The 8,258-nt window shown below is 43.0% G+C and carries 8 protein-coding genes; all 8 read right to left on the bottom strand.

The window, feature by feature from the left end; all coding sequences use genetic code 11:
• Window positions 1–148: 148 nt before the first annotated feature.
• The 8 genes from QM870_RS03045 to metK all read right to left on the bottom strand — a co-directional run bounded on the left by QM870_RS03045 (window position 149) and on the right by metK (window position 8,027).
• Window positions 149–856, bottom strand: coding sequence for a B3/B4 domain-containing protein (locus QM870_RS03045; protein WP_014713165.1), 708 nt, complete (start codon window positions 854–856; stop codon window positions 149–151).
• Window positions 853–1,317: a MarR family winged helix-turn-helix transcriptional regulator gene (locus QM870_RS03040; RefSeq protein ID WP_070660317.1), complete on the bottom strand. Its 465-nt coding sequence runs from the start codon at window positions 1,315–1,317 to the stop codon at window positions 853–855. Before QM870_RS03040 ends, QM870_RS03045 begins: the two co-directional genes overlap by 4 nt.
• 253 nt (window positions 1,318–1,570) lie before the next feature.
• Window positions 1,571–2,542 carry a YihY/virulence factor BrkB family protein gene (locus QM870_RS03035; protein WP_070666051.1) on the bottom strand — a complete coding sequence of 324 codons (972 nt, stop codon included), beginning with the start codon at window positions 2,540–2,542 and terminating at the stop codon, window positions 1,571–1,573.
• An 83-nt stretch (window positions 2,543–2,625) separates the two neighbouring features.
• A complete protein-coding gene (locus QM870_RS03030; protein ID WP_049474762.1) occupies window positions 2,626–3,486 on the bottom strand; it encodes a methionyl aminopeptidase in 861 nt (286 codons plus the stop codon).
• 20 nt (window positions 3,487–3,506) lie between these two features.
• Window positions 3,507–4,784, bottom strand: a complete 1,278-nt coding sequence (gene spxR, locus QM870_RS03025) for a CBS-HotDog domain-containing transcription factor SpxR (protein WP_049515543.1) — start codon at window positions 4,782–4,784, stop codon at window positions 3,507–3,509.
• Window positions 4,777–5,328 (bottom strand): GNAT family N-acetyltransferase, encoded by a 552-nt coding sequence (locus QM870_RS03020; RefSeq protein WP_024055817.1) that lies wholly within the window; start codon window positions 5,326–5,328, stop codon window positions 4,777–4,779. Before QM870_RS03020 ends, spxR begins: the two co-directional genes overlap by 8 nt.
• Window positions 5,329–5,384: 56 nt before the next feature.
• Window positions 5,385–6,644: a UDP-N-acetylglucosamine 1-carboxyvinyltransferase gene (locus QM870_RS03015; protein ID WP_155125100.1), complete on the bottom strand. Its 1,260-nt coding sequence runs from the start codon at window positions 6,642–6,644 to the stop codon at window positions 5,385–5,387.
• Between the two features lie 192 nt (window positions 6,645–6,836).
• Window positions 6,837–8,027, bottom strand: coding sequence for a methionine adenosyltransferase (metK, locus tag QM870_RS03010; protein ID WP_155125101.1), 1,191 nt, complete (start codon window positions 8,025–8,027; stop codon window positions 6,837–6,839).
• Between the last annotated feature and the right edge of the window lie 231 nt (window positions 8,028–8,258).

Genomic DNA, 8,258 nt, shown 5'->3' with positions numbered 1-8,258 from the left:
GCTCTTTGAAGCTTCGCCCTTGTTTTTTATGTTCATAGATCTGAACTTTATCTTCATAAGTTAATTTCATAATAAAAACACCCCAAAAGTTAGATTTTTTTCTGTCTAACTTTTGGGGTGCAGTTCAGATTGTTTCAGCCTTATTCTTTTAAACTTCTATACTTGCATGCTCTGCACTTAATTGATAGATGGTGCCTTCAACCCCAAAATAATCCTTGGCTAGATCTTTCAATTCCTGCATAGCTGTTTGGGCCCGTTTGGCCTGCTCCTCATTGATGGCTTCAATCACCAAAATAGCGTCCTTGGTATCTTCTGTTAACATGGTTCTTTGAGCCTCACGCCAATTCAAACAACGGCAAACAGCTCCTTCTTGATCGTAGTAGATGATCTCCCCTTCCAAAGCTGGCGCATCTTCTTCAGCACCTAATGGAAAGAAAGGTTCGCCTCCTTTCGCTTGACCTAGAGAGAGGCCACCCACCAATTTATCCATATCTTCTCCCCCACAAGGAAGGGCATAAGCCATCGACACGCTATTGTAAAGATCCACCAAAGGATTAATCGGATAGAATTCACGTCCCTGGTGAACCCGTTTTAAGAGTGCTTCGATGGAAGATCGGGCTCCTTTTTTTGTTTTAAACTTGCTAAAAGCTTGGCGCCACTCTTGAACGAACTCACTCTGGGTATAGTTTTCTTCATCAATAAATTCCCATGCTCTCTTGGTACCCTTGTCCAACAATTCTTTGAAATAAGGATCCTTGGCTTCATCTACTGTATTATCAATACCATACAAGGACATCACTGTAATTCTAGCTGTTGGAAATAAATCCCAAAATGCTTGATCGACTGTCACTTTCATTGCTTTACCTCACTATAATTTCTTTTTTGACCTTTTTTGACTAGCTCCCAATCCAAGGTGATATTCTCACGAACTCGGATGAGATACTCCTCTAACTGTGCGACTTCTTCTTTGGAAAATCCTTTTAAGGCAGTTTTTTCAGAGTAAAGATGCTCCCCTAAAATGAAGGGGTAAATCTGCTTACCTTTTTCAGTTAATTCCCATTCCTTGATTTTAAGGTTTTCACCCCTTGGACGCTGCTGAATCAGTCCTCGTTCTTCTAGTTTTTTTACAGACCTTGCAACGGTGGATCGATCTACTTTCAAGACTTCAGAGAGTTCTTCCTGAATCATTCCAGGTTGCTCGGCAATTCGCACCAGGTAGAGGTATTGACCACGCGCCAGATCCAAATCTCGAAATTCAATATTTGCTATAGAATCCAGTGCTCTCGCAATGATGCCAATCTCACGCAAAATACTCATCTTACTCCTCCTTTCCTATTGACAATAGCATAACACATTTTTGTTGCAAATGCAATAAAGATAGATAAGAAAAAAAGAGGCTGGGACAAAAGTCCTAGCCTCTCAATTATTTTTGAATTGTCGAGCAAGACGCAGTCGTTGAGTGGGCTCTACTACGCTGATTCCATCAGCTTTTACAGCCCTACTCAACTGTGCGGAGGTGGGACGACGAAATCGAATTCTAACGAATTACCGATTTCTGTCCCACTCTCCCTTATTCCGTTTTTTCTTTTTTTATCAAGCGTAACCGAAGCTTTAATTTTTGTGAAACTTCTCTATGCCGAAAGTCCACTTCTTCTGATTTTAACTTAGAGACAATTTCTCCACTGCGCGTTTGGAACTTTGCTTCTCTAGCAAATTGGATACTGGCATTTAAAATACAACCAATAATCATGATTTTTGCCACCAAGATAAACCAGAACATGATGACCGCTAGGACGACCGAACCGAAGAAACGAGCATCTAAGAAATGACTCACATAACGATCCACATATTTCCAAAAGATATTCAAGATCGCATACAGGACAGCAACAACAAAGGTCGCCCCTGGCAATACATATCTAAATTTCGGAATTTTGACATTTGGAAGGGTGTAATAGAGCAAGACCAGACTAACAAAAAGCAAGAGATAGATGGTCGGCTCTGTCAAATTCAGTAAGCGCACATAAATCGTCCGATCAAATGAAAAGGTCTTATAGAGATAACGAACGATCATTTTCCCAAACATGGAAAGGATCAGCGAGAGTCCAAACAAGCCCTGCAAGGCAAAACTGATCAGAAAGCTAAAGAGTCGCCCCCAGATAATACCACGCTCCTTTTCCACCCCATAACTCTTGTTATAGGCTTTTTGGAGGTAGGCAATGCTCTGAGAGAAGATCCACAAAGCAGAAATAATCGAGAAACTCAGTAAGCCTGTCGAAGGTTTGGTCAAGACACTCGAAATCATCTGTGCCACTATTCGATATAAGGAGGCTGGCAAAACTTTCTGTAAGCTTAAAAGAATCTGAGTGGGACGAATATGAAAGTAAGGCAGAATATTGGCTGCAATCAGCATCAAAGGGAAAATGGAGATCAGCAAATAATAAGCCACCGCAATGCTAGTGATATCAGACTCTGCACTCTGATAAAATCGCACGAAGCCTTTTATAAATGGCTGTCCCAGTATTTTTTGTAGGACCTTTTTCATTCGTCACCTCCCCATTTTACTAAAAAAGAGCAAAGAGCGAAACCAGACACTTGCCTTCAGCTCCATTCTTTCCTCTCTATTTTTTAGTATGTTCCTTCTTCACCTTGACTAGTCAAGATCACTGGACCATCTTTTGTAATCACAAATTGATGCTCGTATTGACAAGAAAGGCCACCGTCAAGGGTCTTATGGGCCCAACCAGTTTCCATATCTGTATCAATCTCCCAAGTACCGGTATTAATCATTGGCTCAATCGTCAAGACCATCCCTTCACGTAAGCGAAGACCGCGTCCAGCACGACCATAATGTGGGACCATTGGTTCTTCATGCATGGTAGGCCCGACACCGTGTCCGACCAAATCACGCACTACGCCATAGCCTTTGCTTTCCGCATACTCTTGAATTGCTGCACCAATATCTCCCAAGCGATTGCCAACGACTGCTTTCTCAATTCCTTTATAGAGACATTCTTTGGTCACGTCCATCAAATCTTTGACTTCTTGCGAAACATTTCCCACCGCATAAGCCCAGCAAGAGTCCGCCAAGCCACCAGTATAGGACTCAGTGTATTTCTTCATTTGCGCCACATTGTCAAAATCTAATTTCGATACATCCAAAACAGATTTATCCAGTGGTTCTGACAAGACCATGTCTACCTTGAGGAGATCACCATCTTTGAGAATGACGTGACGTGGAAAAGCATGGGCTACTTCGTCATTCAAACCACAGCAAGTCGCATAAGGATAGTCCATGAGACTACCTTCTACACCGATTTGAAGCGGCAAGACATTGGCTTCTTTACAGCGACGACGGACATATTCTTCAACTTCCCATAGGTCAAGCCCTGGCTTGATCAAGTCACGTAATCCAATATGGATGCTGGCAAGGAAATCTCCTGCACGATCCATGGCTTCAATTTCACGTTGTGATTTTAATGTAATCATTGTCTCCTCATTTCTTTTGTTTAATTAATCTTAATCGTAATGGTTGCTTTCGCGACTAGCTGCAGATCTAAATACAAGCTAAAATCAACCAAGGCCGAACGTCTGGTTCGCCGAACAAGTTGGGGTTCAATGCGGATCACATCATCCACCTGCACAGCCTGTAAAAAATTGATGATCAACTGTTCGACAATCAAGCTACGCCCACTGTGTTGCATCATCTTGCGAATAACCTTCATCAGCACTTCGATCATGACTCCATTGGCCAAAACACCGCTTTTCTCCAGCATACTTGGCTCCACTGTGAATTGGTAATGGTCGTTCTCTGTTTGAATCTTTTGACCAATTTGCTCACTAAAGGTTGGTAAGCTCGAAAACTGCACCTTGCTAATCCGATCCATGACATCCCGACGCGTAATAACACCCAGCAAGGTCTGGTTATTACGAACAACAGGAATCATTTCATAATCTTCAGCGATCATCCGTTGGCTAATCGTCGCAATGCTGGTGGACAAATTAGTGGTAAAAATGGTCCGTGACATCACCTTATCAAGGGTCGTCTGAGGCGCCTTATCTCCGGCATCTCTCATGGTCACGACGCCCACTACCATCTGGTGCTGATTGACAACCGGAAAACGACTAAAGCGATTCTTTCGAACCAAATCTAAATAATCCCGGACCGTATCCGTCTCAGAAAGATAGCCGTACTCATGGAAGGGCCGATAGACCTGCTCGACTGTCAAGATATCCGTCTTGATCTGCATATTAGACAAGGCCTTATTGATCATAGTCGCGACGGTATAGGTATCGTGTGAAGTTCGGATGACTGGGATTTGTACCTGATTGGCCAGATCAATCACATCCTCACTCACTTCAAAGCCACCTGTCACTAAGACCGCATTGTCATGCTTAAGAGCCAATCGTTGGATGCTAGTGCGGTCACCCACGATCAAAAGTCCCCCTTCAGACACATAGTCTAGGACGTGCTTTTCCGTCATGGCACCGATGTAAAATTTATTAAATTCTTTTTCGAGTCCCTCTTCACCTGCTAATATTTCAGAGCCGGTGATTTCTAAAATTTCCCGATAGGTCAAATGCTCTAGTACAGCTTTTTGCGATTTGACACGGATGGTCCCGCTTCTAGGACGCGTTTCGACAATTCCTTGATTTTCAGCTTCTTTAATGGCACGATAGGCCGTCCCATCACTGACATTCAAAAAATTGGAGATACTGCGGACACTGACCCGTTTTCCAATCGGTAATTTTTCGAGATAGTCTAAAATCTCTTGGTGTTTACTCATAGAAGTCCCCTCTACCTAGGCGGAAATCATAATAATCGCGCATTTTACGCGTATAGCGGTCACTCCCTTTGAATTGACGAAAGAGACGAAAACCAGCCTTCAAAGCGACCTTTTGACTCCCTGCATTTTCAACATGGGTGACAATCTTAAGCTCCTTCAGTTGAAATTTCTCAAATGATAGATAGACCAACTCTTTGACCGCTTCTGTCATCAGACCCTTTCCCCAAAAATCTTTGCGTAAAAAGTAGCCTAACTCAGCCTCACCCTTGATTTCATCCAACTTTTCAAACTTGATCGAACCGATCATCTGATTGGTTTCCTGATCACAGATCGCCCAAACCCCCAAAGGATTTTTCATGAAATAGTTGGCTAGTACATATTGAGTTTCAGAAAGATCGGCTTGTGCAGGAAAGATAAATTGTAGGTTATCAGGATTCGAAGCAATCTTATAAAAATCTTCCGCATCCTCAAAGAGAAAAGGTCGTAAATACAACCTTTGTGTTTCAATTAGTGAATAGGCAGCTAAGTGCGTCCAAATATTCATTTCAAACTCCATTGTTCGTGTATCCAGCCGCCACTATCAGATCCCTAGTTCTGTCACTATTCCTCTACCAACTGGATGTCTGCTCCAAGTTGGGTCAATTTATGAATAATATCTGAATACCCGCGAAGGATGTATTCCACATTTGTAATTTCTGTTGTTCCAGAAGCCATGAGACCGGCGATCACTAAAGCCGCACCAGCTCGAAGATCCGTCGCTTTCACACTGGATCCTGTCAATTGATTTGGCCCTTCATAGATAATGTGGTCGTTTAAGGTCGAAATGGTGGCTCCCATTTTAGCCAATTCTGGCACATGGTTGACCCGTTTTTCATAAATCGTATCAACAATGCGCCCACGTCCTGCAGCCGTTAAGAGCAAAGGTGTGATCGGTTGTTGCAAATCAGTCGCAAAACCAGGATAAGGAGACGTTTTAATCTGGATCGCCTTCAAGCCCGTCTGCTTTTCTACAAAGATGCTATCTTCAGAAATGGTCATGCGCACACCCATTTCCTCTAACTTGGCAATATAGCTCTCCAAATGCTCATACAGGACATTATTGATCTGGATACCTTCTCCAATAGCAGCTGCAAGGGCAATATAGGTTCCAGCTTCGATGCGATCTGGAATCACCTGATGTCTAGTTCCATGCAATTGTGGAACACCATCAATGATTATGATATCCGTACCTGCTCCCCGAATATGGGCTCCCATGTTGTTGAGCAAGGTTACCACATCGATAATCTCAGGTTCCCGCGCAGCATTTTCGATCACTGTCCGACCTTCAGCCTTGACCGCTGCCAAAATCGTATTGATCGTTGCACCGACACTAACAGTATCCATGTAGATGTTTGCTCCTTGAAGAGGCTTGCCATCAGTCGCAAGTTTCATACTAGAGCCATCCATGGTCATAGCGGCTCCCATTGCTTCAAAGGCCTTCAAATGCAAATCGATCGGACGTGGTCCAAGGTCACACCCTCCAGGTAGTCCAACAGTTGCTTGACCATAACGTCCTAACAAGCTACCATAGAAATAATAGGAAGCTCGCAAGCTATTGATCTTTCCAAATGGCATAGGCATATTCTTCACCCCACGTGGATCAATGATCAAACTGTCTTCTTTGCGCTCGATCTTAGCCCCCATGATGGTCATGATTTCAATCAGACTCGCCACGTCAGAGATATCCGGTACCCCATCAAGGGTCACGATATCATCCGCCAGAATGGTCGCCGGAATCAGGGCTACTACACTATTTTTTGCACCACTAATGGTCACCTCTCCTTTTAGAGGGTGACCACCATTTATTACAATTTTTTTCATCTTAATAATTTATTAGCTCTTTCAAGTCTTTTTCCTTTTACTATCGTTTTTTGTAACGGAAATAAAAGGGACAACGTATTCAAAATACTGCATCTATTATACCACAGATCGACCTATTTTTCCATCTGTAGGAATTTTCAAAACGAAAAAAAGCTAGGATCAACTTGACCCTAACTTTTCCATTTCAACGAATTATTTTACAGCATCTTTCAAAGCTTCTACCTTGTCCAAACGTTCCCATGGAAGATCGATATCTGTCCGTCCCATATGACCGTATGCTGCTGTTTGACGGTAGATTGGACGTTTGAGGTCCAGCATTTGGATAATCCCTGCAGGGCGAAGATCAAAGATCTCACGCGCTGCTGCTTCTAATTTGCTCTCAGCAACAGTACTTGTACCGAAAGTATCGATACGAACAGATACCGGGTGTGCCACCCCGATCGCATAAGCCAATTGCACTTCTGCCTTCTTAGCAAGACCTGCCGCTACGATGTTTTTAGCAATGTAACGAGCTGCATAAGAAGCCGAACGGTCCACCTTGGTTGCATCCTTACCAGAGAAGGCACCACCACCGTGACGTGAATAACCACCATAGGTATCGACGATGATCTTACGACCTGTCAATCCTGAGTCCCCTTGAGGTCCACCAATAACAAAGCGGCCAGTTGGGTTGATGAAGAATTTAGTCTCATCATCTAGGTAAGAAGCTGGAATCACTTCTTTAATGACCTTGTTAATCACATCTTCGTGGATTTGTTCATTGCTGACATCTGGATCGTGTTGGGTTGAAATAACAACCGTATCCACGCGCACTGGGCGGTCGTTTTCATCGTACTCAACAGTGACCTGCGATTTCGCATCTGGACGAAGATAGCTGATTTCACCTGACTTACGCAATTCTGCCAAGCGACGAACCAACTTATGGCTGAGTGAAATTGGCAATGGCATGAGTTCTTCTGTTTCATCCACCGCAAAACCAAACATGAGACCTTGGTCTCCTGCACCGATCAAATCGAGTGGATCTTGATCCGCATTCCCACGTACTTCTAGGGCTTCGTTTACCCCTTGAGCGATATCAGGAGATTGTTCCACCAATGATGGGTGTACTCCAACAGTTTCAGCAGAGAAACCATATTCTGTATTGGTATAGCCAATTTCTGCAATCGTATCGCGAACAACACGGTTAATATCGACATATGCATTTGTTGAAATTTCACCAAAAACATGGACTGAACCTGTATAAACAGCTGTTTCAGCCGCAACGTGTGATTCTGGATCTTGCTCTAAAATAGCATCTAAAATAGCATCTGAAATTTGGTCTGCAATCTTATCTGGATGCCCCTCAGATACTGATTCAGACGTGAAAAGTTTACGTTCTGACATAAAAATGTCCCCCCTTAAAAAAATATTGTTATAGAGTTACAAAGTACTGATAGAAGATTTCTACCACCTTATCGGGACCATATAACACTTCATTATAACACATTACATATGATATGGAAAATGGTTTTTCAAAAAGCCCATTAAATCAGCTTTTTCAGTCTATGCACTACCCAGTTAAACTGACTTAAACAGTCCTCAAAGTTCCTAAAAAGTTCACAAAAATACCCCGTA

This window comes from Streptococcus parasanguinis (assembly GCF_047463195.1).
Lineage (GTDB): Bacteria > Bacillota > Bacilli > Lactobacillales > Streptococcaceae > Streptococcus > Streptococcus parasanguinis_R.
The sequence above is the reverse complement of the archived record's forward strand: the minus strand, read 5'-3'. Positions and strand labels throughout refer to the sequence as shown.

Coding starts and splice junctions, on each gene's coding strand:
- QM870_RS03035 (WP_070666051.1), bottom strand. CDS start 2,542: ATGAAAAAGGTCCTACAAAAAATACTGGGACAGCCATTTATAAAAGGC.
- spxR (WP_049515543.1), bottom strand. CDS start 4,784: ATGAGTAAACACCAAGAGATTTTAGACTATCTCGAAAAATTACCGATT.
- metK (WP_155125101.1), bottom strand. CDS start 8,027: ATGTCAGAACGTAAACTTTTCACGTCTGAATCAGTATCTGAGGGGCAT.
- QM870_RS03015 (WP_155125100.1), bottom strand. CDS start 6,644: ATGAAAAAAATTGTAATAAATGGTGGTCACCCTCTAAAAGGAGAGGTG.
- QM870_RS03030 (WP_049474762.1), bottom strand. CDS start 3,486: ATGATTACATTAAAATCACAACGTGAAATTGAAGCCATGGATCGTGCA.
- QM870_RS03020 (WP_024055817.1), bottom strand. CDS start 5,328: ATGAATATTTGGACGCACTTAGCTGCCTATTCACTAATTGAAACACAA.
- QM870_RS03040 (WP_070660317.1), bottom strand. CDS start 1,317: ATGAGTATTTTGCGTGAGATTGGCATCATTGCGAGAGCACTGGATTCT.
- QM870_RS03045 (WP_014713165.1), bottom strand. CDS start 856: ATGAAAGTGACAGTCGATCAAGCATTTTGGGATTTATTTCCAACAGCT.